Annotated in this window: 23 protein-coding genes and 1 pseudogene; 5 read left to right on the top strand and 19 right to left on the bottom strand. The window is 50.1% G+C overall.

Annotated features, from left to right (window positions below; translation table 11 throughout):
- Positions 1 to 3: 3 nt before the first annotated feature.
- From ACFPK9_RS15475 to ACFPK9_RS15520, 10 genes are all read right to left on the bottom strand, one after another.
- On the bottom strand, positions 4 to 2,778 hold the full coding sequence (locus tag ACFPK9_RS15475; protein ID WP_377096386.1) for a PD-(D/E)XK nuclease family protein: 2,775 nt from the start codon (positions 2,776 to 2,778) through the stop codon (positions 4 to 6).
- Between the two features lie 46 nt (positions 2,779 to 2,824).
- Positions 2,825 to 2,974 carry a four helix bundle protein gene (locus ACFPK9_RS15480; RefSeq protein WP_377096661.1) on the bottom strand — a complete coding sequence of 50 codons (150 nt, stop codon included), beginning with the start codon at positions 2,972 to 2,974 and terminating at the stop codon, positions 2,825 to 2,827.
- 3 nt (positions 2,975 to 2,977) lie between these two features.
- Entirely contained in the window at positions 2,978 to 3,142 is a 165-nt protein-coding gene (locus ACFPK9_RS15485) for a four helix bundle protein (RefSeq protein WP_377096389.1), read from the bottom strand.
- 41 nt (positions 3,143 to 3,183) lie between these two features.
- The gene (locus ACFPK9_RS15490; RefSeq protein WP_377096392.1) at positions 3,184 to 3,531 is read right to left on the bottom strand and encodes a hypothetical protein; all 348 of its coding nucleotides are present in this window, start codon (positions 3,529 to 3,531) and stop codon (positions 3,184 to 3,186) included.
- Complete coding sequence (locus tag ACFPK9_RS15495) at positions 3,510 to 5,411, bottom strand: ABC-F family ATP-binding cassette domain-containing protein (RefSeq protein WP_377096395.1); 1,902 nt, start codon at positions 5,409 to 5,411, stop codon at positions 3,510 to 3,512. Before ACFPK9_RS15495 ends, ACFPK9_RS15490 begins: the two co-directional genes overlap by 22 nt.
- 78 nt (positions 5,412 to 5,489) lie before the next feature.
- On the bottom strand, positions 5,490 to 6,044 hold the full coding sequence (locus ACFPK9_RS15500; protein ID WP_377096398.1) for a hypothetical protein: 555 nt from the start codon (positions 6,042 to 6,044) through the stop codon (positions 5,490 to 5,492).
- Between the two features lie 35 nt (positions 6,045 to 6,079).
- Positions 6,080 to 6,838 carry an exodeoxyribonuclease III gene (locus ACFPK9_RS15505; protein ID WP_377096401.1) on the bottom strand — a complete coding sequence of 253 codons (759 nt, stop codon included), beginning with the start codon at positions 6,836 to 6,838 and terminating at the stop codon, positions 6,080 to 6,082.
- A gap of 3 nt (positions 6,839 to 6,841) precedes the next feature.
- Positions 6,842 to 7,609 (bottom strand): hypothetical protein, encoded by a 768-nt coding sequence (locus ACFPK9_RS15510; RefSeq protein ID WP_377096404.1) that lies wholly within the window; start codon positions 7,607 to 7,609, stop codon positions 6,842 to 6,844.
- Positions 7,610 to 7,630: 21 nt separating this feature from the next.
- Positions 7,631 to 7,996: a HesB/IscA family protein gene (locus tag ACFPK9_RS15515; RefSeq protein ID WP_377096407.1), complete on the bottom strand. Its 366-nt coding sequence runs from the start codon at positions 7,994 to 7,996 to the stop codon at positions 7,631 to 7,633.
- Between the two features lie 290 nt (positions 7,997 to 8,286).
- Positions 8,287 to 9,186 carry a nuclease-related domain-containing protein gene (locus ACFPK9_RS15520; RefSeq protein WP_377096410.1) on the bottom strand — a complete coding sequence of 300 codons (900 nt, stop codon included), beginning with the start codon at positions 9,184 to 9,186 and terminating at the stop codon, positions 8,287 to 8,289.
- A gap of 276 nt (positions 9,187 to 9,462) precedes the next feature.
- Between ACFPK9_RS15520 and ACFPK9_RS15525 the strand changes: the two genes are divergently transcribed.
- On the top strand, positions 9,463 to 10,521 hold the full coding sequence (locus ACFPK9_RS15525; protein WP_377096413.1) for an IS4 family transposase: 1,059 nt from the start codon (positions 9,463 to 9,465) through the stop codon (positions 10,519 to 10,521).
- A gap of 243 nt (positions 10,522 to 10,764) precedes the next feature.
- Here ACFPK9_RS15525 and ACFPK9_RS15530 read toward each other — a convergent pair whose 3' ends face one another.
- From ACFPK9_RS15530 to ACFPK9_RS15555, 6 genes and pseudogenes are all read right to left on the bottom strand, one after another.
- Positions 10,765 to 12,684, bottom strand: coding sequence for an N-6 DNA methylase (locus tag ACFPK9_RS15530; protein WP_377096416.1), 1,920 nt, complete (start codon positions 12,682 to 12,684; stop codon positions 10,765 to 10,767).
- A gap of 2 nt (positions 12,685 to 12,686) precedes the next feature.
- Positions 12,687 to 13,745 (bottom strand): restriction endonuclease subunit S, encoded by a 1,059-nt coding sequence (locus tag ACFPK9_RS15535; RefSeq protein WP_377096419.1) that lies wholly within the window; start codon positions 13,743 to 13,745, stop codon positions 12,687 to 12,689.
- The gene (locus ACFPK9_RS15540) at positions 13,742 to 16,162 is read right to left on the bottom strand and encodes a DEAD/DEAH box helicase family protein (RefSeq protein ID WP_377096422.1); all 2,421 of its coding nucleotides are present in this window, start codon (positions 16,160 to 16,162) and stop codon (positions 13,742 to 13,744) included. The genes ACFPK9_RS15535 and ACFPK9_RS15540 overlap by 4 nt, the downstream gene beginning before the upstream one ends.
- Positions 16,163 to 16,200: 38 nt before the next feature.
- Positions 16,201 to 16,569: pseudogene (locus ACFPK9_RS15545) on the bottom strand (N-6 DNA methylase); the annotation flags it as partial.
- Positions 16,570 to 16,860: 291 nt separating this feature from the next.
- A complete protein-coding gene (locus ACFPK9_RS15550; RefSeq protein WP_377096425.1) occupies positions 16,861 to 17,199 on the bottom strand; it encodes a putative polyvalent protein kinase domain-containing protein in 339 nt (112 codons plus the stop codon).
- A 157-nt stretch (positions 17,200 to 17,356) separates the two neighbouring features.
- On the bottom strand, positions 17,357 to 17,752 hold the full coding sequence (locus ACFPK9_RS15555; protein WP_377096428.1) for a hypothetical protein: 396 nt from the start codon (positions 17,750 to 17,752) through the stop codon (positions 17,357 to 17,359).
- A gap of 371 nt (positions 17,753 to 18,123) precedes the next feature.
- Between ACFPK9_RS15555 and ACFPK9_RS15560 the strand changes: the two genes are divergently transcribed.
- Positions 18,124 to 19,302 (top strand): cysteine desulfurase family protein, encoded by a 1,179-nt coding sequence (locus ACFPK9_RS15560; protein WP_377096431.1) that lies wholly within the window; start codon positions 18,124 to 18,126, stop codon positions 19,300 to 19,302.
- A gap of 32 nt (positions 19,303 to 19,334) precedes the next feature.
- Here the strand turns inward: ACFPK9_RS15560 and ACFPK9_RS15565 are convergent, their stop codons facing one another.
- Both ACFPK9_RS15565 and ilvC read right to left on the bottom strand, forming a co-directional pair.
- On the bottom strand, positions 19,335 to 19,682 hold the full coding sequence (locus tag ACFPK9_RS15565) for a hypothetical protein (RefSeq protein ID WP_377096434.1): 348 nt from the start codon (positions 19,680 to 19,682) through the stop codon (positions 19,335 to 19,337).
- Positions 19,683 to 19,784: 102 nt separating this feature from the next.
- A complete protein-coding gene (ilvC, locus tag ACFPK9_RS15570) occupies positions 19,785 to 21,257 on the bottom strand; it encodes a ketol-acid reductoisomerase (RefSeq protein ID WP_377096437.1) in 1,473 nt (490 codons plus the stop codon).
- Between the two features lie 295 nt (positions 21,258 to 21,552).
- Here ilvC and ACFPK9_RS15575 point away from each other — a divergent pair, with 295 nt between their 5' ends.
- The 3 genes from ACFPK9_RS15575 (at position 21,553) to ilvY (ending at position 23,558) form a co-directional block, all read left to right on the top strand.
- Positions 21,553 to 21,801, top strand: a complete 249-nt coding sequence (locus tag ACFPK9_RS15575) for a hypothetical protein (protein ID WP_377096440.1) — start codon at positions 21,553 to 21,555, stop codon at positions 21,799 to 21,801.
- A gap of 27 nt (positions 21,802 to 21,828) precedes the next feature.
- On the top strand, positions 21,829 to 22,626 hold the full coding sequence (locus tag ACFPK9_RS15580; RefSeq protein WP_377096443.1) for a hypothetical protein: 798 nt from the start codon (positions 21,829 to 21,831) through the stop codon (positions 22,624 to 22,626).
- A 62-nt stretch (positions 22,627 to 22,688) separates the two neighbouring features.
- Positions 22,689 to 23,558 (top strand): HTH-type transcriptional activator IlvY, encoded by an 870-nt coding sequence (gene ilvY, locus ACFPK9_RS15585; RefSeq protein WP_377096446.1) that lies wholly within the window; start codon positions 22,689 to 22,691, stop codon positions 23,556 to 23,558.
- A 105-nt stretch (positions 23,559 to 23,663) separates the two neighbouring features.
- Here the strand turns inward: ilvY and ACFPK9_RS15590 are convergent, their stop codons facing one another.
- Complete coding sequence (locus ACFPK9_RS15590; RefSeq protein WP_377096449.1) at positions 23,664 to 24,977, bottom strand: bifunctional UDP-3-O-[3-hydroxymyristoyl] N-acetylglucosamine deacetylase/3-hydroxyacyl-ACP dehydratase; 1,314 nt, start codon at positions 24,975 to 24,977, stop codon at positions 23,664 to 23,666.
- Positions 24,978 to 24,992: the final 15 nt, after the last annotated feature.

Genomic DNA, 24,992 nt, shown 5'->3' on the forward strand with positions numbered 1-24,992 from the left:
ATGTTAGGAGGCTGGTGTGAGATCAAATGCAGAGGCTAAGTCGGTGGGGCTAAGATCGGCAAAGTTATCCCAGCTTCGCATGTTAGATGGGAGTTCGCGGATGGGGAACTTGCTCTGGCGAATGGCTGTGATGCATTGGCTCACCCACTGCATGGCGCAGTCGTGGACATTTTCATCATAAGTTGACCACGCTTGCAGACCCGTGCCAGAGGCTGCGGCGGGGAAAGCGACGTATGCAATCTCTGGGAGATATTCTAACTGAAAGTGTTGTCGGACAAATTCGGCGTATAGGGGGAGTTGTAGGTTCTTCCAGCGCTGCTCAGCACGCGCTCTAGATGATGCAGGGGGGAGGAGTTCTCCGTAGATGTGGTGTGGATCATCTGTAGCACGGACATTTTCTAGATGTTCCTCCTGAGGTTTTTTGACTTTTGTCGAAGTTTTGTAATCGATGACTCGCCAAGAGCCATTGTGTTGATTGACGTCAATGCGGTCGATGCGCATTTTGATGGGTGTCTCGTCGAAATTCCATAGGATTTCCTTTTCCTTTGTACCAATGGCGAGTTCGACGTGTTTAATTTGCCAACCTTCTTCGCGCATGAGCGCTTGTTCGGGGGCAAATGCTTTGAGCCGATTGAGTGCACTCTCTTTTTGAATTATCAGTGGGAGGTTACTGGTGTGGCCATAGCGTTGGATGAAAAGAGTATTTAGTAGGTCCGTAAAGGCTTGCTCGATTTCTTCAGTGTTGATGAGATCGCGTGTTTGAGGGTCTTTACCGTAGAGTTCTAACACATCGTGTACAAGGTTGCCGAACTGCATGGCGTCCATTTCTTGGGAGTCAAAATCAGAACGTTGGAAGTCCTCGACGTATTGAAGATAAAAGCGGAACGGGCAACGAAGGAAATTAGTGAGCTTACTTGGCGAGATGCTGAGATTTTTTTCTTCTGGCCATTTGAGACCGTGTTGGAGAGTCAGTTTCCAGCCACCTTCGGAGTATGCGGGAAGGCGCTTTTTGTTCTCGATATCTTCACGGAAACAATGTTGGACGCGTGCTGGGAGTTGTTCTTCGTCGCAGCGAATGAGTAGGCGTGACGCTTGGCGTTCTTCTCCGTTAGGAGCTGTTTGAGAAAGGTAGAAATGAGTGGAACCTAGATCTTTGCGCGCTTCGATGATACTGTGAAGTAAGTAGGAATCTCTGGCTGTGAGTTGTTCGCGGCTGTAGAGATTGAGTTTTTTACGGAGGGATTCGGGCAGGAAGCCATCATTATGTGGACGTTCTGGGACGCAGGTTTCGTGGAAGCCAACGATGTGGAGATGTGCTTGCTCGGCGTAGGGGATTTCTAACCATCCTAATTGGTCAATGACTGTCCCGGCACGCTCTGCATGTATTTTTACGCCTTCACAGCTTGCCATGATGAGTTCAAGTGCGTGGTGATAGTTGAGCCGCTGCTTATGAAATTCGAGCTGTTTGATGGTCTCGATACCTTCGAGAAATGGATCGATGAGTTCGGTCGGGAAATCTGGCGAGCGTTCGATACGGTCGAATAGTTTTTCTAGAAAGCGCGAGGCATCGTCGCTGCGGGTGCTCAACCATGCTTGGAGTTCTTCGAGCACTGGGGCGAGTGTTTCATCGGCGCAATGGATCGCGTGGTCGAAGTTTTGCGGTAGCGATCTCTGGAATAAGGTGTCGATCCTCCGTGCAATACTTGCGGGGGATTGAATGCTTTTTAGCAAGTAGCGAGCTTCTGGAGCTTTAAGCAGACTCTGAACGTGTTGGAAGCTGTTAGAATGTGCTAGGCATTGGCGGAGTTGCTTGAGAAACGCCCAGAGGCCAGATTTTGAAACGAGTCGACCATCGGGATCAAAGCATGGCCAACCAGCTTGTTCAATCGAGTCACTCACCAATGTGGAAAAGGCTTGATCGGTGACTGCGAGAGTGACTTGGTCTGATGCGTATTTTGAGAGATCTTTGATTAATGCTTCGGAGCTGTCATGGCCTGAGCTATGCAGCTTGATGCACTCCTGTTGCGGGGAAGGAAGAGGAATCGGGCAGGAATTCCAGTAGGCGGTGTCAGGTTGCCCCCATTGATCAAAATGTTCAGCTAAGTCTTCATTGGCGTGAACTAGCACCTCAATCGGAATGTTGCTATTCTGAAGAGCTTTTATGGCGAGCGCTGGAAGATCTGGTGTGCAGGCGAGAACGAGACGTTTGACTTTATCAGGGGCCTGCCAGTTTTCTGCTGCGTAACGTTTCGCTTCGGCTGGGCAACGAAGACCGTGTTTAGCGAGGAATGCTTTTACGTCTTTATCAATGCTGGCTAGGCGCTCCCAGCGTTCTTTGTCTACGTCTGCAATTGCCGCGACTGAGGAGAAGCTGTGATCGACGACGGTGATTTCGTCTTTAAGTTTGCAGAAGCGTTGCGCGGCATTGAGCCCCCAATTAAAGTCGCGCTTAATTCCTTCTAATTGTGGGAAAAGATCTTCGAGTTGAGAATCTGTGTAGGAACGCAGTGTTTCGCTCCAGGCATTCCACCATTGCATTTTATTGGCAGCATTCGAGTCGGCTTGGGGCGCGTAGAGTACGTCGGCAGTGGTGACTGCGGGAGCGAGTACGGGGCGTCCCGCGATGAGGGGAAGTTGCTGTCTGAGCTGACGACCTGATTGCGCGGTTGGGACGATGACTAGAGTATCTTTGAGCTCTTCACCGAGACCGAGTAGGAAGTGAGCCACTGCGGGGAGAAGCGGAGAGTTAGAAGGGAGGAAGTTTTTTTGTGAAGGCATTCCAAGGATGAATTTAAAATTAGGAATTAGGAAGATTGCTGTAATTTCAGCTTAAGGGTTTTAGGTTACAGCCAGCTATTTTTAGGAGTTTATCACAATCAGTTAGTAGCGACTCCGCTTGACGCTGTGTTGAGTATTCAGAGTCTTGGAGCAGTCTCAACCAGTAGTGTGACTCTCTCGTTTCTTTGTAAGCGATGGACTATTTTGAGATGAAGTCTTTATCGCTCTGAGCTCCAATTGCTTCTTCATCATTGGCTCCTATCGAAGTGGCTGTACGAAGATCTGTTTGGAGGTGTTGATAAAGTTTGATGGATCGCAACGCGAATGCGTAAGCTTTGTCCTTTAGGGGCTTTTCAGTTTTCATACTCGCATGTAATTTCTAACTAATAATTCCCCAGGTGAGAATCACAATGGATACGGTCCGTCTTCGTCTTCTCCGAACCATCCGAGCTTGCGGAATGCTGTGATGCAGGCGATGAGAATGTCGTCTTCACCTTCGGCTTCTTCGATGGTCGCCGAGGTGGTGAGGCCATTCATTGACTCGATTGAGATGACTGTCTGTTTACCTTCAAAATTGATCCAGTCGCCCCAGCTTTGTTTGTCGTGTGAGGCTATGAGCTTTTGCTTTTTGAGGGCAGCGACTACTTCGCGGATGGTTGCGGGTGGTTCGGAATCTGGCAGGTGGACACGTGTTTCCATAAGATAGAGTGCTTGAGAGTTAGAAATGGTGTTTAGGCATGGTATTCGTCCCATGCTGCTTTGACAGCGCTGAGTTCTTCCCATCGATCATAGAGGCTTGCGACTTTCGCTTGCGCTTCTTTGAGTTTCGCTTCGTACTCTTGGTAATCGTGGGTGTGTTCTGTGTAGAAGTTGGGTTCATTGATGACTGCTTCTTGTGCTGCGGCATCTTCTTCGGCTGCAAGAATGTCGTCTTCGATGGTTTCGAGTTCGCGTTCCTCGCTCCATTTGAGTTTGCGAGGCTTGTCGTTAGACTTCTCTTTTTTCGGCTTTTCCTTTGCTGCTGTTAGGTTTTCGTACGTTGCGCGTTGGGCGTCGCGTTCAGCTTTCTTTTCAAGGTAGTAATCGTAGGAGCCGACATTGTAATGAAGGGAGCCATCATCTTCGAACGCGAGGATGCCGGTGCACACACGATTAAGGAAGTAGCGATCGTGAGAAACGACCAGCACGGAACCTTTGAAGTGGGCGAGCGCTTCTTCGAGTAAGCGCAGAGTGTTAAGATCGAGATCGTTTGTCGGTTCATCGAGAACCAGAACATTGCCGCCACGTTTGAGGATTTTTGCTAACAATACCCGCGAACGTTCGCCGCCAGAGAGGAGTTCGATCTTGGTGTTGATGCGGTCGTCATCAAAGAGGAAGCGTTTCAAGTAAGCGCGTAAGCCGAGTGTTTCATCGCCAAGTTTCACGTACTCTTGGCCTTCGCCGACTTCATCAAAAATAGATTTCTGGTCGTCGAGGAGTAGTCGGTTTTGGTCGACATAGTTGAGGTCAGTACGCGCTCCCACTTTTACTGTACCAGCAGAGGGCTCCATCATTCCTAATAAGGTCTTAATGAGCGTGGATTTCCCCATGCCGTTGCGCCCGACGATGCCGATTCGTTCATTTGGCTCGAGTTTGAAATCGAGCTTACGGAAGAGTGTGCGATCACCGACGGTCTGGGTGAGGCCGTGTGCTTCGATCACCACGTTTGGCAATTTCGCCGCAGGCGGGATGATGAGGTCGACGTCGACTTCTTGTTCGGGTGCTTCTTGATCAGCAACTTCGAAATATTTATCCATACGATCGCGCGACTTGGTCCGACGTGCTGATGGTCGACGACGAACCCATTCGAGTTCCTTTTTCAGGAAGCGCTGACGTTTGTGTTCATTGACCGCTTCTTGCGCCATGCGTTCTGCGCGAGAAACGAGGTAGTCGGTGTAGTTGCCGTCATAGGCGATACATTTGCCGCGGGCGATTTCGACGATACGGGTAGCGATACGGTCGAGGAAGTAGCGATCGTGCGTGACGAAAAGACAGGTGCCGTTATAGCGTGAAAGGAAAGTTTCTAACCATTCGATCGATCCAGTATCTAGGTGGTTGGTAGGCTCATCGAGGATGAGGAAATCGGGCTGAGCGAGGAGTGCCCGTGCGAGTGCGACGCGGCGCTTTTCACCGCCGGAAAGCGTTTTTATTAAACGATCAGCTTCGGGGGCGTGGAGGTTTGTGAGAAGCGCTTGGGCGCGCGAGTCGATGGTCCAGCCATCGTGGTGATTGATTTTTTCTAAGAGCTCTGCACCTTGTTTTGATGTCGGGTCGCAGTTGTCATATGCCTCGAGCATGTCGAGGATGTATTGAGCTCCTGCAAGTGTCGCTTCTAGGACCGTATCATTGTCATTTAATTCGAAGTTTTGGGGGAGATAGCCGGTGACTAGATCATTGCGGGTGGTCCACTCTCCAGAGTCTGGCTGGTCGGCACCGGCGCAGATTTTCATGAGAGTAGATTTACCTGAACCATTGCGGCCGACGAGGCCAATGCGTTCGCCTTGATGGATCGCTAGAGTGGCTCCATCGAGCACTGTGTGGTGTGAGTATTTAACGCAAAGTTCGGATGCGGAAGCGATAGCGGGCTCGGACATGGAGCTGGTGTATCAGTGGATACTGAATAGTCAATCTGGCTCTGATTCGAAGTGGCTTAAGGCTGACATATGGCCTGCTTAACCCTTTGTAACCTTAACGATTTTGCCGTTTTCTACATGGAAATTGAAGCGATCCATGCGTAAGTCCATGGTGATTGGTCGCGGTTGACCGTCGACTTCTACGATCCTATATTTCAGGCCGTTCTTTTTTGCCAGCTCTTCGGCTTCTTCGAGTGATAGTTCTAGGAAGTCGGCGCTAGCGATTTCTGTCTTAACTTTATAAATCTGAGTGCTGCCAGCGAGGATGGTGTCGAGTTCTTCTTGAGTGACTGCATGCACGTGTTCGGGTGTCTTCCAAGTGGCGTCTAACAAGTAGATTTCCCTAGGGATGTCAGCAATCTTGTTTGGCAGCTTTGCTGAAGCTTTTGCCGTTGTGATTTGCTGGGTGAAAATTCCTTCTGACTTGCTGGCGCGAGTGACTACGAGGAGTTTTCCATCCTTTTTGTGGATGCTTTCAATCGCGAGATTCCACGCGGGTGAAGGGACTTCCGTTTTGACTGTGATTTCCTGAACTGGCGGCGTCTCAGCTGCCAATGGGATAGTGAGAGCGAGCGCGAGAATGAGAGTTTTCATTCTCGCACATTAATATGTTAGGGAGATTTCGCCAACTATTTTAGCGTCAAAGTTACTGGGCAATGGTCCGAACCCATGACCTCTGAAAGGATTGTTGCTGATTCGAGGCGATCAACTAAAGTGCTAGAAACGCAGAAGTAATCGATCCTCCAACCTACATTTTTGCCGCGAGCTCCAGCGCGATAACTCCACCAGGAATAGGCGTCTGTGGTATCTGGCTCGAAATGGCGGAAGGTGTCGATGAAGCCTGCTTCTACAATTTTATCGAAGCCTGCGCGTTCTTGATCTGAGAAGCCTGCGCTCTTGCGATTGTTTTTAGGTCGAGCGAGGTCGATTTCAGTGTGGGCGACATTGAGATCTCCGCAGAATATTACTGGTTTTGATTTTTCTAAGTCTTTGCAATAGGCGAGAAAGTCGAGATCCCACTGCATGCGGTAGTCTAGCCGTCTGAGCTCGTTTTGTGCATTTGGGGTGTAGACTGTGACGAGGTAAAAGTCGGGGTATTCAGCTGTGATGACGCGACCTTCCGTATCGTGCTCGTCAATACCGATTCCGTTAGAAACTGATAGAGGTTTTTCTTTTGTGAGAATGAGAGTGCCAGAGTAACCAGGTTTTTCTGCTTCGTTCCAGTATTGGTGGTAGCCAGCGAATTCGAGTGGGAGTTCGACTTGTTCAGCGCGGGCTTTCGTTTCCTGCAGGCAGAGAATGTCTGGCTGAACTTCTGCGAACCATTCGGCAAAACCTTTTTTTAGGACTGCGCGAATACCATTAACGTTCCAAGAGATGAGTTTCATAAATTATTGTTTCTTAAAGATAGGGAAAGAGCCGTTGAGATTGAGCCGTTCAGCTGGCTCGATAGAAAATGCCTCGCCGCGTGGAGGAATGATCTTAGAGTCGTAGACTAATGGAATGCAGCTCAATGAAATGAGTGGTTCATCGCCCGGTCTAGGGACGCGTAGTGCGTGCAGTACAAAAGGGTAATAGGGGTTTTTTCCTAGTTCTAGCAAGTCACCTAATTGATAGGATTCAACAGCATTTGCTGGGGCGCCTGGTAGAATCCACTCGATCAGTACAAGGTAGGGTGTGGGTGGGTGGAAGGCATCTGGTCGGACGAGAGCCTGGGCTTGGATTGCAATTCCATTTTGGATAAAATCTTGCTCGTCTAATACGCGTGTTTTGAGGACGCGGAATTCACCTTGTACATAGTTATTATAACTAGGGTCTTTAAGGTTTCCTACGTAGACGCGCTTAAGTTCGCTATTGAGCAGCGAAATGTCCTCGGGGTTGAGGTTGTAGTATTTTTTATAAAGTGAACTTGGATTATAGGCCTTGCCGCTAGGTGCGGTGATGGTGTCGAAGGATTTAACTTCTTGCTTACGTCCCAGTTTCTCTAAAATGACGTAGTTCCGTGCGCGGTGCGGGTTGCCAAAAATTTCTAAAAAGAATGCCCAGCTGAGAATCGCGATGCAGAGCATTGTGGTGTTCAATAGAAACCACCAAAAAAGCGGGGGCTTTTTCTTGAGGATTCTGGCGACAAAGGAGTCGTCTTCGCGATCGCGCGGCACGGAGCGGACGGTGAGTTAAAGTTACTTACACTCGTTTGCTGGATCGTAGGTGCCTTCTTCTCCTTTGGCCTCGAAGGACGTGCCGCAGCCGCAGGAGCGGGAGGCATTGGGGTTCTGGACCTTGAAGCCGGAATCGGAGAGTGAGTATTCGTAGATGAGGTGGCAACCTTTGAGGTACTGTTCAGAGTCAGCGGAAACGTGGACGATGGCTCCATCTTCTTCGATCGTGGTGTCGCCTTCGTGCGGCTGGTCGACTTCCATCACATACTGCATGCCAGCACATCCACCTTTTTGAACAGAGAGGCGGAGCCCAGCGCCCGCTTCTGCTTGTTTCTTGGCGAGTAGGTTCTTGACCTCTTTGATGGATGATTGAGTGAGTGTGATCATATTGATGTGTCGTGCGTTGTTGGTAGAAAGATAAGCGTGGATGCGGGCAGGTTCCAATCAAAGTTTTAGGAAATCCGAGACTTGGCGCTAAGCGAGAAGTGTAGCGTTGGTGGGGCGATAGCTAGAATAGAGGAAATCTATTTTCGCATGGATCGCAACGATCTGATTACGGTGAAATGGAGTGGGGGGCAGAAGATCGATTCAATCAATGAGTAATGAAAGAATATTGATTAACATTCTAGCTGTTAGCGTGGAGCGGAGTTTGAGCATTTGTCATTGTCGCTGGTAGCTTATCTCGCGCCTTCAATGTCACGGCATTTGTCTTCGATACGCGCTGCGATGGCTTTAATCTCGTCGGAGCGAAGGCGCCTGCCTTTGCCAAGAGCGGGGAGGCGATCTGCAAGCTTTGAAGCGCTTTGAACTCCAAGCTTATCCCAGTTCTTCGAACGAATCCACCAGCCTGGATAGACCACTATCGGTCGAATTTCGGCTTGCGTGATAGTTGGCATCTTGAGCCAGCGGTAAAATTGCTCAGACTGCCTGAGTGCTTGTTTGATCGGTTTCTCGTCAATTGAACCATCGGGGAAGCGCAGGGTGGTGGTCTCACGCGATTTGCCCTCGACCGCAATTTGCTGTGGCTCTAGTTCGTTTATGGGTGGCTTGAGAGATTTCCTCTTCGTTTTCGTTTCGATGATGAAAATGCCTTCAGGCCCGATAGCGATGTGGTCGATATTGAAGTTGCTGGCTTCTCCACCCGGGCGCATGTCAAAAACGAAGTCGTGGTACACAGAGTAGCCCTTTGCAAGTAAGGGCGTGAGTTCGGCACCCACACAGCGCTCACCATCAAAACCTAGGCGGTAGTTCCTCAAATCTCTGCGAATACGAAGCAAGCGCTTCCAGTATTTCCAGGCGAAGCCCCAACCCATTCCACTAGCAATCACCATGGCTAGAATGACAAGCACCAGAGGGAACTTGGCGATCACTAGCAAGAAAATGCCCGGAGAAATCAGTGTGAACACGAGACTCACGAGGACGTCATTCAGCTGGTCTTCTAATTCCGTGACCTTGATACGTAGCGATTCTCCCGGTGGGCGAAGCAATTTGTCGGAAAATGGCGAGCGGCTGTGGCGTTTTTCATTGGCGACGACTCGTTTCAAGCCCCACAGCATTAGCGCTGGAGGTAGAATCATCAGAGTAACTCCCAAAGGCCTGTTGCCATGCGCGGGGATTGAAGGAATAACGAGCACTGGAAAAGCTGATGTCGAACTCGACATCTAGGTCTTCGTGTTTGCGGAGATTCCCGCCAAGTGACCAACCGCCGTAGGTATGCTCGGTGCGATTGCCGGAAATGACTTCTTCCAGTTCCTTGATGTAGAAGTAGTAAACGATGTCACACTACACGACAAAAAATCACAACTGATTGTTAGATAAAACCTTGACTGCAAGTGCCATGCCGCAAAATAGGCATGTCTTTACACATTTCTATACTAACAACTCTGAGACAGCAGGTTGGAGGGAATCTTTCACGTCTCAAGTGTCTCGCTGACATTATTTTTGCGATCACAAAGTCTCGATCTGTCAATTTGGTGAAGCTGGCCACGGATAGCCAAATGGAGTGCTCACAAAGTAGTCGTTACCGTCGGTTCCAAAGGTTCTTTGCCACATGGGAACTGCCCATGCTCGCTATTACGCAACTCATTTTGGGAAAAATTCCTAAACCTAAGGATGGCTATATTTTGAGTATTGATCGAACCAATTGGCAGTTCGGTAAAACTCACATCAACATCCTAACTATCGGAGTGATTGTGGGAAAAATAGCTGTTCCTCTCGTTTGGCAAACCTTACCACAGACTTCCAAACGAGGGAACTCCAACACAAAGCTACGCATTGGGCTAATGAGTAAACTGCTCGAAGTTCTGCCTGCCAAGGACATTTACTTCATTGCTATGGATCGCGAATTCCACGGGAAGAGGTGGCTTGCTTGGTTAGACAAGAAGGACGTTACTTTTGTGTTGCGAATCAAAGCAAATACCATTGTTGGTGATCTACTCGCTAGGGAGTGTAAACGCTCGCGGGTAGAACGCCAAAGTATCTGGGGAATGAATCTCTATTTTGGTAAAAAAGAAGTTCGAACACAACGTACCCAAACGCTTTACGTCGTGAGTAACCGTTTCAAAAGTAAGAAAGCTCTGAACGCCTATCAGCGTCGCTGGGGTATTGAAGTACTCTTTGGTCACTTCAAAAAGAAAGGGCTCAACATAGAAGACACTCATCTAAGGGAAGCAAAAAGAGTCGACGCACTAGTAGCCGTGGTCACCCTAAGCTTCTTCTTCTGTTTTAGTTGGGGAGTCATTTTGAAGCATAACAAAACCCTGACTGCTTATATAAAACGCAAGAGTTACTTCAGGGCTGGCCTTGAGCATGTGATTGAAATGCTCAATCACCCCAAACGCTTAGAGCAACTGTGGAATCAGTTTTTAGGATGGATTGATAATGGATCTTTTCCCAAAAAAAATGTCGTGTAGTGTGAAACGATGTAATCTTCGATACAGAAGACAGGGGTGGTTCGGGCCACACCATACCCTTGTTCATGACAATCTCTTCCTCCGGAATGGACGGCGCGTAGCGGGCTGATTTTACAGCCTTGAAGACGGCGCGCACCGTAGCCGATCTCTCCTTTGGAGTCGTGGGAACATCAATTGGGAAGGTTCGGTTTTTGAACGCTCTCCAAAAATCGCGATTAAACCACCGATTGAAGTCCTCCCATTTCACGAATTAAGGAGCTTTTGAAGAGCCTTCAGCGAAGCAGTTACAATCTTGCCTTGCTCCTCGATGCTTTTGATCACTTCCGCCGGTGTGCGCTCGTCGATCTTTTCGACTTTGTTTGGGTTTACTGGTTTGAGGTCGTAGACCGTATTGCTGATCGACTCGGCCTTGTTTTCCGCCTCCTTGCGGGCCTTCTCTTTTTCAGCAATGGTTTCTTCAAGTGGCTTGATTTTCTCAGACTTTTTGTCCGCCTTCTTCAGTGCACGCAGCGCTTCTTTGTGGTCAACGATCTCGTCTCTTAGGCGCTCAGCTTCCGCAAGGAATGGTTGCATTTCATCACGAGCTTTTTTGCGGCGAGCGGTGAAATCTATTGTCCATGAGTAGCGACTTTCCCCTTTTTTAGTGCCTCGGTGTGGCAACATCTTGGCGTAAGTTGGAAAAGGCTCACCGGCTACGTCTTCGTCATCTTGCCATTCCTGAGTGAGCAGCATTGGGAGTTCGGTGTCGTCAATGGTCTCGCCATTTTTACCGAAACCGAAGTGTGCGAGTGTCATGGGCGTCTTTTTGCCGACTTTCACATGGCTAAAATCATAATGCCAAATCTTCTTAGTCTTCTCCCCTTTGGTGAAAAAGACTAAGTTGGTTTTCACCGCCGCGCCTGCGCCGGAGAAGACACCTCCAGGAAGACTCACGATGGCCCAAAGGTTACACTCATCAACAAGCTTTCGTTTGGTTTCGACGAATGCGCTTTCGTCCTTTCGAAAGAGGAAACCGTCATCGAGCACGATCGCGCAACTACCGCCATCGGCTAGCTCGGAGAGGATGTCTTGCACGAACAGCGTCTGCGTGGAACTGGTGGCAAAAGCGTAGTTCTTCTGCGCGTCCTGCCCCTCTTTACCTCCGAATGGTGGATTCGTGAGTATGACGTCAAAGGTGGCCGGCGCTTTATCGAAAAGTTCTTTGTAGGTCGCCCGTTTCGTCAAGGTGTTGCCATGCCACAAATTGGGCTGGTCTATGCCGTGCAGAACTAGGTTCGCGAGTGCGATGGGATAGACGAGGTTCTCTTTCTCACGACCAAAAAAGGTGTCGTGCTTCAGCTTGGAAATGTCTGTGCTCGCTGGAGCATTCCCCATGTTGCGGCGAATATGTTCATAGGCGATGGCTAAGAAGCCACCCGTTCCGCAACAGGGATCATATACGGTATCGCCAAGTTTGGGGGCGACGGTATGCACCATAGCACGAATGACTTCGCGAGGTGTGAAAAACTGTCCGCCGTCGGAGTTCTTTTCTCCCATCTTCAGGAGCAAGTCTTCATACACCTGAGAGAGGGTGAAGAAGTGTGTGTCATCTACGTTGTCGATACTGATTTCATCGACCTTATCGAGCACATCGCGAAGATTTGTCTCGCTGTCGACGCGGACGCGCTCGACCGCAGTCATGATACGACCGATTACGCGTTGCTTTCGTGTTGCGTTGGGGTTGGGTAGCTTCGTTTCGAGGTCAATGTCCAGGCTATGTAAATGCGGCAGCAACTCTGAATTGATAAAATCGAAGAGCTTGCCATCGCCTGCGGCAAACAGTTCGTTGCGCTTCCAACCGTAGGGCTTGCCTTCGTCTGTTTTCGGGTGATCGGCTTCTTCGGAATAGGGAGCCGCCCAATCCTGCCATCGAAAAGGCGAGCGCAGGGCGCATTCGAAAGATTTACCGACTGCTTCGGCTTCCTCTTTATCGCGCTTTTCCTGAGCATCCAAAATACGGAGGAAAAGTATCCAAGTTAACTCTGGAACATACTGCAGGGCACTCGCACAATTTGAGCGGCGCATAATATCGCAGACCGATTTAACGTAAGACGACAGCGAACGAGTGCTTGAGATGGCACGTGCGGTCTTTTTCTTGGCAGATTTCTTTTTAGCTTTGGGCATGGTTAACTTTCAAAAATTTGGGCGAGTAACTTTTGTGGAATTAGTTCGAGCTCTTTAAGTTGTGCTTCGATTGCGGTTTGCATCGGTTTGATTTCGGCAAGTGCTTGCGACGCTTTCAACTGGGTGTCGTAGTCGGGCAATTCGATTTCACCTTCTGCTAGTCGATTGAAGAGCATACGCTCACGCACAGCACCACGGGACAGCGACTGGATGCAGCGTTCGCCGAGCGGGGAACGCATCCAGTAATAAAACCAACGAGAATCGACCACACCTTCTTTGCCCTTAAGCACCACATAATCTGGACTGGTGATACCAGGCTCGTCATCACTATCCGCGAAAGCAATGGAACCAATCATGATACGCATCGGATTATAAAATACGGTTCCAGGTGTGACTGGCTTATAGCGTTCTGGTTTTTTCCCTGGTGGCTCTTTAGCGAGCGCTAGGCCGTTACGTGTGGCTCCTAGAACACGGTAATCTTTCCAATTTTCACCGATACCGCCTTTAACCTCTTCTAAGCAATCTGACAATTTAGACTCAACCTTGATCCCACTTAGAGAGCTTCGAATAATACTATAGGATAAGATTTGAATATCGTCCAGTTGTTGATTGAGCGAACATTTCGCCGTTTCGAAGGATGAAAGCTTCTCCTTGATCTCAAGGACTTGATCTCTCTGCCATGTCGAACCCCTCGGCTCGGTGATTAATTGCTTGTAAGCATCTTCACGATTTAATCCGGGGACACCGCTCGCACGATTTAGTTTGTCTAGTCGTAATGCAATTAGGCGAAAGTATAACCATTCTATATCTACGGTCGTTGAATTGCGATCAATATAGTAAGTTGTATCTATAGGCCAGCAGCTATTTTGGGATAGATGAACCTCACCAATAGAACCCTTTCGGCCTATAATAATCGTAGCACCTTCGGTGTAACCCAAATCATGATTTCCGACCTCACCATTGGAGCCGTAAACTTTAATATTTCCCAAGTTTCTTTGCTTACTCGTTAAGCTCTTGCCGTATACAAACTGACAGATGTCTCCTAGCTTTATCGTTCTCATGCTGCAAATAACTTCCCTTTCGCCTGAAGCATCACTTCAATTGGTTTTCCAAGTGAATAGAGCGCCCGAACGCCACCCTCATTCTTGATCTCTGGAACCTCCCACAGAGATTCGGATTCCAATGCGTCTGTCCCAGCAATGCTGAATTGTTGCCCCAAAGCTTTTAGCACCGCTGCGGCCTTGGCGTCCATGCTACTGAACCAGTCCACATTGCCTGTGATATAGGCCTTACTACGCTCTTCACGTTTCAATGCATGTGCATGGTAGCCGTGATGCGCAAAAACATCGTAAAGGTCGAATGCCTCCATCTTATCCACTTCACGGATACGTTCTGGGTTGTAGTCACATCCGAGTAGATGCTCGATCAGCTTTTTTCGACGCTGTTGCTCGATCCATAGCTGGCGGAAGTCGTTGAGATTATCTGCCTCACTGATTACGCGCTGAATCATTTCTCGACGATACTCTTCGATTGGGATGCGGGTGTCTTGCCCATTACGCTGGCCGAAGATGTAGTGACCATCACCGAGCACGTCGGTTTGGCCGTGCATTTCAGGAACAGGCGGGGACTCTCCGCTGCCTCCGCCACCGGGAGGTTCTTCGCCTCCGCCTCCGCCACCACCGCCTCCGGGCGTTGGTGGTTTCGTGATAAAATCGGTGCCGAATAAGTCGGTCGCACCAGTGTAATCGTAGAGCCAGAATTTATACTTCTTCGTGGTCTCGTCGATGCGGGTGCCACGACCAACCATCTGATAGAATTTGATCGAGGACTTTAAGTAGCGGAAAAAGACAACTGCGTTGAGCCGCTCGATGTCGACCCCAGCTTCCAGTAGGTCGACCGTGCAAGCGACGAAGGCGCGTTCGCTGGAGCCGCGCATGGGCTCAATCATGTCGGAGCCTCCATTGGGACCGCCCATACACTTGAAGGCGTAATCTTCTTTGGGTTCCTTGTCGTTATCAATACACCATTGGGCGTAGAGGTTTCCCATGTGCTGAACGACTCTATCGGCATGGATCTCGCGGGTGCAGAAGATGATGACCTTTTGCTCAGGGCCTCCGTTTTGGCAGAGCAAGTCAAACAAGTCTTGGCACATCGCTGGAGTGCGTAGGTCGATAAATAACTTATCGTCGAAGTCTTTGCCGGTGTATTCGTCTTTCGTCAGGTCTTCTTCACGGAATGGCTGGCCGGTGGCGATGTCTATGACGCCTGCTTTGAGGATTTCCGCTTTAGAGAAAGTGCGACTATCAATTGTCGACTTGCGCTTCATGATCTCGCAAGCCGCTAAGTAGCCGTCCTCTTGCGCCTGACTTAGTTTATACTCATAGACAGGTTCACCGAAATAGTTGTGGTTATTGGCGGTGATTTCATTGTCCTCTTTAATTGCAGCAAGTGCTTCCTTATCTGCCGATACTGCTTTGCTGGGATGCAGTTTGCGTGGCGTCGCAGTCAGACCAATTTGAATCGCGTCTGGATTTCGAGTGAGCACTTCCGACCACTTGCCCCATGCCGAGCGGTGGCACTCGTCGATAATGATGACGCTAAAGGAGTTTTCCGGATAGTGCTCGGAAAGGAAGCTGGCAAAATCCTCAGCTTCGTCGTCAATGCCAAGGGTTTGATAAGTAGCGACGTGGATACGTGCATTTTTTGCCGTATTGTCGCCCTGTTTATTTTCAACAATGCGAGCGTTACCGCCGAAGACCGCTTTTAGCTTGTTGTAACCCTGCGTGCGCAATTCGTCACGGTCGCAGATGAAAAGTGCAGGTTTGGAAAGGCGTCCAGCCTCATTGAGCCGCCAAAGCATATTTGCGGCGATAATCGTCTTTCCTGCTCCAGTCGCTAGGGAAAGCAATGCGCGTGCTGGCTGGCCATCTTTCTCACATTGGAGAACTTTCTCGAAAGTCGCCCGAATGGCAGCGTCTTGATAATAGCGAGACTCTGGGTAAGCGGGGCTGTCTGCCGTAAAGAGCATTTTTGCCTCAGGCTTATCGAGCTCGATGCCAGTATGCCTGGCATAACACTCTGTGATTGTTTGGTGGTCTGGGAAATCAGCCAAGGGGAACGGCCCCGTTTGCATTCCGTTGAACTTGTTGAACTTTGCATAGCGATGTCCGTTTGTGGAGAAAATGTATTTAGCATCGAAGCGGTCGCATTTTCCGTAGTCCTTTGCTTGCCCCATACCTTTTAGGGGATCTTCGGATTCCTTTTTTGCTTCGAGAATAGCAACGGGTAAAGGCGCAGGGCCCTGAGGGCTATCCACACAAATCAGGTAATCCATCTTACCTGCTCGGTTACTACGTCGGCCTTTGTTCCCAATAGGCTCAACTGGGGCAGGTGTTTCGAGCCGAATATAGGGCCGCTTGTATCCTTTTTTACGAAGGATGGGGTCGATCAACTCGTAGCGAGTTTCTGCTTCGTTCATGCTCATGCGGCTTTTATGATTGGAAAATAGATTGCGGCGGCGCTGTCAGCCCTCTTGTTTTTGGTTAGTAACCAAAAACAGACCTCGATCTGGGTGGTGTAGAAGAGTTGGCCGGGCAGGGCGATCATGCAGTCGACGAGCTTTTGGCGGATCACGCCTTCGCCCTTGGTATGGGTGGATATGGAGCCGTTGGCGAGGACGAAGCCGGTGACGCGGTTTTGATTCGCGCCTCCGCGCTCACCCTTCGGGCAAACCTGGTGGGTTGTCTTTGTCGCTCCGCTCCAATCAGAGAGTTTGCTCACCATGTGGAGAATCCAGGCGTAGTTGGTATTGCCGGTGGACGGGTTCACGTAGCCGTGCCGGCGTTCGTCGTGGGCGAGTTTATTTCTCTCTTCACAGCTCTTCTGCTGTTTGGCTGATTTCTTAGCTGCGGGCATTGATAGTTAGAAATAAGTGGGATGCAAAAAGGGGGAAACTAAGGAACTGACGATGTAAAGTGACACAGGGGTACTAGCAGTTCCTAGCAGCTAGGTGAAGACTTAAAAATCAAGTGTTTGAAACTTCTTTTCTAATGTCAGTTTAGTGAATGAGTTAGATGCGCCTTCGGCTTGGTGTTAGGTTTTAAGTTTTAGGTGTTAAGGGGTGGTGCGTGGGTGAGACTTGCTGTGATGGAGTGGCTGAGCGGGCAGAGCGGGTGGCTACGACGTGAGTTTGGTGATGGTGTCGACGAGGTCTGGACTAAGTGCCTGGACACGGAGATCAATAGGTGCGAGTAACCCGTTGTCCATAAGGATGATATTGCCGCGGTGGGTATCGGATACCACGATCTGGCGCTGCGGGTCAAAGAAGGCGATGTCGTCATTCACCCGAAAAGGTTTCCAGCTAGATTCGGTGAAAAATGTTTCTATCTGTTCATCGGTAGCCGGCTGTCCGTGGATGGCGGGCTGGCTGATGATTAAACGCAGCCCTTGAGCGGTATCGAGAGCGCCGAGAAATTTGACCGAGTCACCGAAGAGTTCATTGTGTAGGCATACCAAATCGCACTCCCAATGAGACGAATGATTTTTTTGGAGGCTTGAAGAGTTACGCTACGTGAAAGAAAAGAGGTGTCGGGCACTTTGTTGATAAATCAGCGTTTCTCTTCAGTCACGATGCTCGCATCGCTTCTTCATCGAGCCTTGATTTCTAAACAAATTACACCGCCATTCGTCTTATTTGAATCGCGAAGTGGTATAACCAACGTTCTAGGTAGGCAATAGGAGAGGCTGCGGGCTCTTCGTCGTGACGGTGTACGACGAGCATGCCGAAGTGGTTGGGCCAAGTGGCCTTGAGGAAGCTGGCAGATTCAGGGCGAAACCAAACTTGGTGTTCATTGCCCTCGTCGTCGGGTGTGCGATCTAGCTCTGGCGGCGGGGTGCAGAGGAAGAGTTTGTTTTCTTCTGCGATGCGGAGGAAGATGGCGACTTCCTCTGCGTAACAGGTAGAACCTGCTTGAAAACGCGCAGCTGCTTCACAGCTACTTCTGAGCTGCGCAACAAGTGCTGGGAGCGAGACTCCCGAAGTTTCTGGGCTGTTTCCATAATTGGACATTAGTGGCTGGTTTATAAATGATCAAGTGGGATTTACTGGGAGCTGCGATGCAGCGAGTGGAGAATTATACATTACGAATAAAGTGGGACGTTTGGTGGGTGAGGGAAAAGAGCTGCATGAACGACGGAACAAAGAGCTAATGGGAACTAACGAAATCGAAATGGCGATTTCAAGAGGAAAGGTCTATTTGGTTTTTGAGATGCAATGGCAGATGTGACTGCACGATTTGGAATGGGCTTATTCAATGATCACGAAGACCGGTGGTCAGCAGGGCGGTTAAGGATAATCTTCCCAGCCATCTGTGATTGCTAACGGGAAAATAGAGAAAATTCGCGGTAGATTTCTTGGGTGAGTGGTTTTAGGCTCTGGTTATGATTTACCTTGATTCCAATGCGACGACGCGTGTGCACCCCGATGTCTTGGAAGCCATGCTGCCGTATTTGACGGATCAATGTTATAATCCCTCGAGTGGCTACCGTGCGGGGAAGGCGGTGAAGAAGGCGCTCGAGCAAGCGCGGGAACAGGTGGCTCAGTTGATTGGGGCGGAAGCTGATGAGATTGTTTTTACTGGCTGTGGTACCGAGTCCAATAATGCGGCCTTGTATTCACTTGCTGAGGCGGTGGGCAAGGGAAAGCGAATCATCACCTCGCAGATCGAACACAGTTCCATTTTACGCACCTGTGAGGTGCTCGAGAAGCGTGGTTATACTATCGAGCGTGTCGCTGTGGGAGCTGATGGCAGACTCGATCTTGCGGCATGGAAAGAAGCGGTAGAGCAGGAGGATGCAGGTTTTGCGACCTTGATGTGGGCGAATAATGAGACCGGGGTGATTCAGCCAGTGCTGGAAGCGGCGGCGATGGCGCGCGCTGCGGGCGTGCCTTTCCATAGTGATGCGATTCAGGCAGTGGGTAAATGCCCAGTCGATGTGCGCGCGGTTGAGGCCGATTTTTTATCGATTTCTGGGCACAAGTTCCATGCTCCGAAGGGAGTGGGCGCATTGTATATCCGCAAGAATGTTTCGTTTGAGCCTTTGCTCTTCGGGGGCGGGCAGGAGTCGGGTAGGCGTTCAGGGACGGAGAATGTGGCATCGATCGTGGGGCTTGGTAAAGCAGCGGAGATGATGCGTGTGCGCTTGGAGGCAGACGGCCATGCCGGTGTCGGTGCATTGCGCGACCATTTCGAGCAACGTTTGCTCGCCGAGGTGCATGGGGTGCAGGTGAATGGCTCGCAGGAATTTCGCACAAAGAATACCAGCCACCTGGCATTCGAGGACTGTGAGGCGGCAGGTTTGTTGATTTTACTCGATGAATACGGGATGGCGTGTTCGGCAGGATCGGCCTGCATGACGGGCAAGCAAAAGCCTTCGCATGTGCAAACGGCGATGGGGATTCCAGCGAAGCAGGCGAAGAGCTCATTGCGGATTTCTTTTTCCATTCTTACCACACGCGAAGAGACGGACGCTGCGGTGGAAATGGTGAAGAAGGCGGTGCGGAAGTTACGCGCGGTTCAAGGGATCGGCGGTGTCGGACCGGTGACCGTCTACACGTAGGTGTGTTGTTTTAGGGTCTTTGATCCGTGAACCTAGGCTGGGACGTCATTCCGCTGACGTCCGGATGGGTTAGTTGATTGATTCCTTGATGGACCGAAGCTAGGCATGAAGTTTGTAGAAAGGGGTCTGCTGGTTGGGTCTGAAGACGGGTGCACAGCCTGACGATTAAGGATAATCGTCCTTGCCTTTGGCTGCCGAAGGTCTGAAAGGTCGAAGGTCAGAGTTAGCATCGCGTGGTCGCGATGGGTTTTGAATGAAGCTTGGTGAGGTGTTTTTTTAGGAGGGTCTGAGTCTTGTTGGGTTTTAAGATCGGTGCACAGCTGCACGCCTCGGAGATGCGTCCCTGCCGGGTGTCGAAGGTCTGTAAGGTCGAAGGTCATGGGTTAGCATCGCGTGGTCGCGATGGGGGGATTTTGGGACAAAAAAAGAGCTCAGAGTGTGTACCCTGAGCTCTTTTGTTTGGAAGTGTTAGTCTAGGCGAATTAGACGATAGCTTTCATGTTCGCCATGGAGTCGCGGAGGATCTCACCGATCTCTTCGACTTCGTGGTTACGGATGTTGTAGTTCACGTCTACAAGAAGCTTGTTGTCAACGGATGTGTCGTCGGACTCGAGGCCTTTGCCGATCACGTCGGTGCCGATGTCGTCGATGAAGTCTTTAAGAAGAGGCACTGCAGCGTGTGAGAAGAGGTAGCAACCGTACTCAGCTGTGTCGGAAATGATGCGGTTCATTTCGAAGAGTTTCTTACGAGCAATTGTGTTCGCGATGAGTGGAGTTTCGTGGAGGGACTCGTAGTACGCGGACTCAGGCTGGATGCCGGAATCGACCATTGCTTCGAATGCGAGCTCAACGCCTGCTTTGACCATAGCTACCATGACGATGCCTTTGTCGAAGTATTCTTGCTCGGAGATTTCACCAGATGCAGTGGATTTCTCGAATGCAGTCTCGCCAGTTTCTTTACGCCACTTGAGAAGGTTCGCGTCGTCGTTTGCCCAGTCAGCCATCATTGTGGAGGAGAACTCACCAGAGATGATGTCGTCCATATGCTTGTAGAAGAGGTCGCGCATGATTTCCTTAAGCTCTTCGGAGAGGCTGTAAGCAACGATTTTCGCTGGGTTAGAGAGACGATCCATCATGTTGGTAATACCACCGTGCTTGAGAGCTTCAGTGATAGTTTCCCAGCCGTACTGGATGAGTTTGGATGCGTAACCTTCGTCGATTCCTTCTTTGACCATTTTGTCGAAGCAGAGGATGGAGCCAGCCTGGAGGAGACCACAGAGGATGGTCTGCTCGCCCATGAGGTCGGACTTTACTTCAGCAACGAATGAGGAGTTCAGTACACCTGCGTGGTGACCGCCCTGAGCAACACAGAGTGCTTTAGCGATTTCGATACCTTCACCAGTTGGGTCGTTTTCAACGTGGCAGGAGATGAGTGTTGGAACACCGAAGCCGCGCTTGTATTCTTCACGTACTTCAGAACCTGGGGACTTAGGAGCCACCATGATGACTGTGAGGTCCTTACGGATTTGTGTGCCTTCTTCAACGATGTTGAAGCCGTGTGCGTAGGAGAAAGTAGCGCCTTCCTTCATGTGAGGAATCACAGTTTCAACCACAGAAGTGTGCTGCTTATCAGGAGCGAGGTTCATTACGATGTCTGCAGTTGGAAGCATTTCTTCGTAAGTGCCTACTGCGAAACCGTTTTCGGAAGCGTTGAGGAAAGACTGGCGCTTTTCTGCGATTGCTGCATCGCGAAGTGCGTAGGAAACGTCGAGACCGGAGTCACGCATGTTGAGGCCTTGGTTGAGGCCCTGAGCGCCACAACCTACGATGACGATCTTCTTGCCTTGTGCAGCTTCTGTACCGCGTGCAAATTCAGATGCGTCCATGAAGTGACAGTCGCCAAGCTCAGCGAGCTTGCGGCGGAGTGGAAGTGTGTTGAAGTAATTTTCAGCCATAATGTTTTTTCTATAAATTGGGGGGGTGATAGTGAATCGCGCGTATTCAATCGCAAAACTCATGTTGCGTAAATTGAATTTATTAGGAAATTATGTTGCGCAAGTCGCAATTTAACGAAGTCGCTCTGCTTTGATGGGGTGTGACTGTGGGTTTGTGTGAGTATCTTGGTGGTTCGGACTGTCGAAGGCTTGGAAGGTTGAAGGCCAGGTATAGCACCGCCTGGGTTGCGGTGGATGATATTTTTTTGGGTGATGCATTTTGAAACTTTAGCTGTGTTGAGTGGTTAGTAGGTGTATGCGACGATCACTTATTTACTCGGCTGCTTTTTTTGTAGGAATGGGAAGTTTGGCTTTTGCTCAAGACCGGTCGTCGCGGCGGGCGAATTTGGAGCCGATTGGGGCATCGCAGCTGAAGATTGGAGAGGAAGGCGTGGTGTGGTATGCTACTTGGGATGTAGCGGTGGCGGAGGCGAAGCGGAGTAATCGGCCGATATTCTTTATGTCGGCAGCTTGTCAGGCATCGTCGGTTTCGGGCGTGTTTTGACCGGGCTATACACGACAGCAGAACAGTTTGTTCGCGGAAAAAGAATTTATTGAGCTCTCTCGCAAGTTTGTTTGTCTCAGGTTAGAGACTTATGAGAGTGAGGAAAACCAAGAGCGTGTGAGGAAGTACTTGAACGGCAAGCTTGCTAATACGGCTTTTGTGGTGCTCTCGCCAGATGGTAAAACGCAGTTATCGCGTGCGAGTCGTTCGCCGACAATGAGCTTCAGTCGTGGTCAGGTCAAAAACGATGAGCTCCAGCGCGAAGATGTACTCGAAGCGATGAAGAAAATCGCGAGTAAATATTCTGCTAAAGATGCTCCAAGCAAGGCGCTCGTTCCTGATTTTTCGAGTTTCAAGCAAGCGCTGAATGTGAGTTCTGCAGATCAGCGGCTGTTAGTGTTTACCGTTGCTCCTGTGAGCTTGCGTGAAATGCAGAGAGAGGAGTTAAAAAAGCTGACCGGCGATTCGGAGCTGCGCGGCAAGTTTCATTACGATACAGCATCGAGTAGTGATAAGGATTGGGCTGCTGTGATTAAGAACGTGCAGGCGAGCTCTGGGCATTTTGTCATTTATCCAGGGGAATTTGGGCTAGACGGTAAGGTTGTGAAGCATTTTCCACTAGAGGCTAATGTGGCTGAAATGAGGTCGGTATTGCTGAAGCTAAATGCAGATTACAAAGCGACTGAGAAGCCGAAAGATTACAGCGAGCATCTATCGAAGGCGAGGAGACTCGGTGTCTCGTATTCTAACACGATGGAGTATGGAGAGGATCGCGATGGGGACGGCAAGATCGATTCCTCTAGAAACACTAGAAGGCGTAGGTAAGGAAGCGGTGAGCAATTTCAGAGACTTGCGCAATGGATTGGTCTGCTTAATATGTCGGCAGTTTGAACCACCACGAAATTAAGAATTTCCTAACTGTTGCTGAGCTTTTGCACTTCGGTCGTGCTAGTGAATTGTGCAATCTGAGTCCATCAGCACTGACGCGGAGCATTCAGCGGCTGGAGCATGAGATTGGGCAGGAGTTGTTTCTGCGCGACAATCGGCATGTGCAGCTGACGCTGGCTGGGGAGAAGTTTAGAGATTACGCACAGAAGGCATTGCGCGACTGGGAAAATGTCTGCGAGGATTTGGTTGATGATGGATCGGTGCAGGGGGCAGTTTCGATCTATGCATCGGTGACTGCAGTTTACAGTGTTTTGCCGAGTTTATTAGAAAGTTATCGCTCAGCTTATCCGAATGTGAAATTGAGTCTTCGAACGGGAGCGGCTGAAGAGTCTATTGAGAAACTGGTAGCAGGTGAGATTGATATGGCGGTGGCTGCATTGCCTGATCGACAGATTGCGCGTGTTGAGTTTCTGCCGCTGTTGACGACGAATTTGGTGTTTGTGGGGCCAAAGAAGCACACGGCTGGGGTGGAGTACCGTGAGCCTCAAGATTTAAGAAAACTACCCTTAGTATTGGCACGAAGTGGGCTTTCGAGAACGCGGGTGGATCAATGCCTTAGAGAGCTAGGCGCGCACACTGCGAGGATTTCTGAAGTCAGTGGGAATGAAGGTATTTTGGCGATGGTGCGGCTTGGTTGTGGAATAGGAGTGGTGCCAGAGCTGGTGCTTGAGAAGAGTCCGTTTCGCGATGATGTTGAGATTTTAGAAAACACACCGAAGCTCGAGCCGTACGTGGTGGGGTTGTGTTCGACACAAAAGAATTTGCAACGCGCTAGTGTGGCTGCGATGTGGGAGCTGGCTTCACAATAAAAAAGCCAAGCGCAAGTGAATGCGATTGGCTTTAGAAGAGAATTTCGTCAGAGCGATTATACCAAATCGCACCGTCCTTCGCCTCGTTTGAATCACGAAGTGGTATTATTCGTCGATCAGCGAGAACTTGAGGTCACCGGAGGAGACGACCTCGCCGTTGACTACACAGCGACAAGTCGCAAAGCCGATGTTGCGGCGCATTTTCAGGATCTCTGCTTCGATGAAGAGGGTGTCTCCAGGAAGCACTGGACGGCGCCATTTGACATTGTCAGCGCTCATGAAGTAACCAATTTTCCCTTGGTTCTCAGGTTTGCGGAGCATGAGACAGGACGCGACTTGTGCCATGGCTTCGAGTTGAAGCACACCAGGCATGATTGGGTGACCAGGGAAGTGACCAGGGAAGAATGGTTCGTTGATGGTGACGTTTTTCACACCGGTGCATTTGTTGTCGCCTTCGAAATCGATAATACGGTCGACGAGAAGGAATGGGTAACGGTGTGGAAGAATTTTTAGGATGTCGTTGATGTCGAGCACTGCTTCACCTTTAGGGATAGCGAGTGGTGGTACCATGGAGCGCATACGTGAGTACTCGTTTTTAAGGATGGCCGCCATCTTGGTGTTAGGTCCGTGACCTGGTTTTACACAGATGACGTGGCCAGTGATGCGCTTGCCGCTGAGCATGAGATCGCCGATGACATCGAGTGCCTTGTGGCGGGCGAATTCATTGTCGAAGCGAAGTGGCTCCTTGCTCATGATTTCCTCACCGCGGATGACGACTGCATTCTCGAGTGATCCGCCTTTGATGAGACCTTTATCGAGAAGTGGTTTAACGTCTTCGTAGTAGACAAAGGTACGCGCTGGAGCGATTTCCTTTTCGTATGTTTCAGGAGTGACCTCGGTAGAGAAAAATTGCGTAAAGCGACCATCTGGGCCGACGTTGGTGCAAGAGACGCGGAATTTTTTGTCAGGAACGATGGTGATAAAAGAGCCTTTGCCTGTATCGTAATGGATAGGCTCGCGGATTTCCCAGACTTTGGCTGGAACGTCTTGGGTGACGACGCCAGCTTGTTTGATGAGCTCAACGAATGGCGCTGAAGAACCGTCGCCGATTGGCGGCTCGTTGGCATCCATTTCGATGAGAGCGTTATCTACGCCCATGCCGGTGAGTGCTGAAATAACGTGCTCGACTGTGTGCACTTTTACGGAACCTTCAGCGAGGGTGGTTGCGCGTTCCACTGTTTGTACCTTTGAGACGTCGGCGTCGATGAATGGTTGGTCGTCGAGGTCGATACGGCGGAACTGGAAACCTGAATCAGCAGGAGCAGGTTTGATAGTGAGAGTCACCTTTTGGCCAGTGTGGAGGGAGGAGCCCTCGAGAGTGGCTGGCGCAGCGAGTGTTTGTTGCATTTCAGTCGGCATGGGGTGAGTGAAAGC

This window comes from Rubritalea spongiae, assembly GCF_042652385.1.
GTDB classification, from domain to species: domain Bacteria; phylum Verrucomicrobiota; class Verrucomicrobiia; order Verrucomicrobiales; family Akkermansiaceae; genus Rubritalea; species Rubritalea spongiae.

Bases quoted from the DNA above. Each gene is read 5' to 3' on its own strand.
- ACFPK9_RS15515 (WP_377096407.1), bottom strand. From the start codon at position 7,996: ATGATCACACTCACTCAATCATCCATCAAAGAGGTCAAGAACCTACTC.
- ACFPK9_RS15475 (WP_377096386.1), bottom strand. From the start codon at position 2,778: ATGCCTTCACAAAAAAACTTCCTCCCTTCTAACTCTCCGCTTCTCCCC.
- ACFPK9_RS15485 (WP_377096389.1), bottom strand. From the start codon at position 3,142: ATGAAAACTGAAAAGCCCCTAAAGGACAAAGCTTACGCATTCGCGTTG.
- ACFPK9_RS15500 (WP_377096398.1), bottom strand. From the start codon at position 6,044: ATGAAAACTCTCATTCTCGCGCTCGCTCTCACTATCCCATTGGCAGCT.
- ACFPK9_RS15495 (WP_377096395.1), bottom strand. From the start codon at position 5,411: ATGTCCGAGCCCGCTATCGCTTCCGCATCCGAACTTTGCGTTAAATAC.
- ACFPK9_RS15575 (WP_377096440.1), top strand. From the start codon at position 21,553: ATGCGACGATCACTTATTTACTCGGCTGCTTTTTTTGTAGGAATGGGA.
- ACFPK9_RS15535 (WP_377096419.1), bottom strand. From the start codon at position 13,745: ATGAGAACGATAAAGCTAGGAGACATCTGTCAGTTTGTATACGGCAAG.
- ACFPK9_RS15505 (WP_377096401.1), bottom strand. From the start codon at position 6,838: ATGAAACTCATCTCTTGGAACGTTAATGGTATTCGCGCAGTCCTAAAA.
- ACFPK9_RS15540 (WP_377096422.1), bottom strand. From the start codon at position 16,162: ATGAACGAAGCAGAAACTCGCTACGAGTTGATCGACCCCATCCTTCGT.
- ACFPK9_RS15530 (WP_377096416.1), bottom strand. From the start codon at position 12,684: ATGCCCAAAGCTAAAAAGAAATCTGCCAAGAAAAAGACCGCACGTGCC.
- ACFPK9_RS15565 (WP_377096434.1), bottom strand. From the start codon at position 19,682: ATGACCTTCGACCTTACAGACCTTCGACACCCGGCAGGGACGCATCTC.
- ACFPK9_RS15490 (WP_377096392.1), bottom strand. From the start codon at position 3,531: ATGGGACGAATACCATGCCTAAACACCATTTCTAACTCTCAAGCACTC.
- ACFPK9_RS15560 (WP_377096431.1), top strand. From the start codon at position 18,124: ATGATTTACCTTGATTCCAATGCGACGACGCGTGTGCACCCCGATGTC.
- ilvC (WP_377096437.1), bottom strand. From the start codon at position 21,257: ATGGCTGAAAATTACTTCAACACACTTCCACTCCGCCGCAAGCTCGCT.
- ACFPK9_RS15555 (WP_377096428.1), bottom strand. From the start codon at position 17,752: ATGTCCAATTATGGAAACAGCCCAGAAACTTCGGGAGTCTCGCTCCCA.
- ACFPK9_RS15590 (WP_377096449.1), bottom strand. From the start codon at position 24,977: ATGCCGACTGAAATGCAACAAACACTCGCTGCGCCAGCCACTCTCGAG.
- ACFPK9_RS15520 (WP_377096410.1), bottom strand. From the start codon at position 9,186: ATGATTCTACCTCCAGCGCTAATGCTGTGGGGCTTGAAACGAGTCGTC.
- ACFPK9_RS15525 (WP_377096413.1), top strand. From the start codon at position 9,463: ATGTCTTTACACATTTCTATACTAACAACTCTGAGACAGCAGGTTGGA.